Genomic DNA, 1591 nt, shown 5'->3' with positions numbered 1-1591 from the left:
GCCTCAGGCAACGGAACCATATGCGGTGTAGCTGCTGACAGAACCCGTTGCGCGCTTGATAGTTATGCGACCTATGGGGCGGCGATCAGGATGAGACGCCGTATTGCCTCACCCAAGAGTGTTCCCGGAGAATAATGTCGTTGCCTCACTCGATGTTTTCGAATGCCTCACGGGTTGTTCCGATCGTATCCCCGCACCTGGTGCAGGTGACGGAGGTAGCGAAGCCGCTCGCGAGCGCGCCTCTCAATAGCGCTGTAGCGAGCGGGCGGCTTCGCGGGCGGTCATCATGTTTTCCGGTGGGGTCGGTTGTCGAAGGCCAACCTGGCGGTAAGAGCGCGGATGACGATCCTGTATTGTTCGGTAATGATCTCACTGCCCGACCTCTATACTTTCCGTCTGCCGCGCGGCATCGGCGAATGGCCCGAACACCAGCGCATTGGCCTGTGTACTGCGCCAGATTTTCATTCGGCGCTGCACGGTCCGAATGAGGCCGTCGGGATACACGCCGGGGCATTTGACCTGCAAGCGTTCAAGCAACTCTCGCGAAGTTCGCCAAGGCTCCGCCTCGAACCATTCCTCGAGTTCGGCAGTGACGGCGAGTAGAGGATCGGGTCTCCGCCGCTCTCGCTTGGCCGCTGGCTTGGAGCGGGCAGTCGGTTTCACTTCACCACCACGCCAAGCAATCCGTAAGCCAGAAAGAAAGTCTTCGAGCGTCAGGTACATCGCCTTGAGCCAAAGGCATGTATCCTCCGGCGTGCGTGGGTCGTCAAGCAGCCGCTGGAAGAGTGTGGCAGGACGATGATAGCGCTTGATCACCTTGGCTCCGTCACGGTGCTTTTCTTTCAGCTTGAATGATGGCTGAAAGAAATTCACGAACAACCGCATTGACGAATAAAGCTTGGCCAGCTCCCGAGTGGCTCGCAGCCCCTCGAAGCCTCGGTATCCAACGATCTTGCGCACGATTGCGCCATTCTTCTGCTCGACAAATGCCTGATCATTCTTTCGGTAAGGGCGGCAACGGGTAAGTTCGATATTATCGCGCAAGCAATATTCATGAACACTCTCGTTCATGAACACACTGTCGTTATCGGTGTCGAAGCCCAGCAGCGGGAACGGCAGCAACTTGCGCAGTTCGGCCAACGCAGTGATCAGTACCGTTTGCTCGCGAACCAGCAGCGGCGCGCATTCCGTCCAGCCCGTGGCTATATCTGTCAACACCAGCGTTTGCGAGAAGGCACCCCAGCGTACGGGCCGGAATGAGAAACGAGGTCAGCTTCGACAAAGCCAAGTGCGGGGTCATCCCAATCCGAGAAGGTTCGAACGGGAACACTACGCCGAATCGCTGTTGATCCTTTCCGGCGCCGCGGACCCGTGGCGCTCGCTTTAATCTCCTTGAGGACCCGATCAATCGTCGCTGGGCTCATCGTCAAGAGTCGCCGGCGCGTCTCGCTATTCATATCGCCGTGTCCATGACGTTCCATCGCTTCGATTAGTGTTGGCAACAGGGGGTGTAGTGTAAGCGACAAGCAGACCCCATCTGGCGAAGCAGCTTAGCGGTCGGCTATCGGTAGCGGACACGATGAACTGCTGT

General features: G+C 57.9%; 1 pseudogene. It reads right to left on the bottom strand.

The annotated features are described in order from the left end of the window. Positions 1–369: 369 nt before the first annotated feature. Positions 370–1505, bottom strand: a pseudogene (locus tag CO660_RS32325) (transposase); the annotation flags it as partial. Positions 1506–1591: the final 86 nt, after the last annotated feature.

This window comes from Rhizobium sp. L9 (genome assembly GCF_002531885.1).
Lineage (GTDB): Bacteria > Pseudomonadota > Alphaproteobacteria > Rhizobiales > Rhizobiaceae > Rhizobium.
This window is presented reverse-complemented; position numbering and strand designations above follow the sequence as displayed.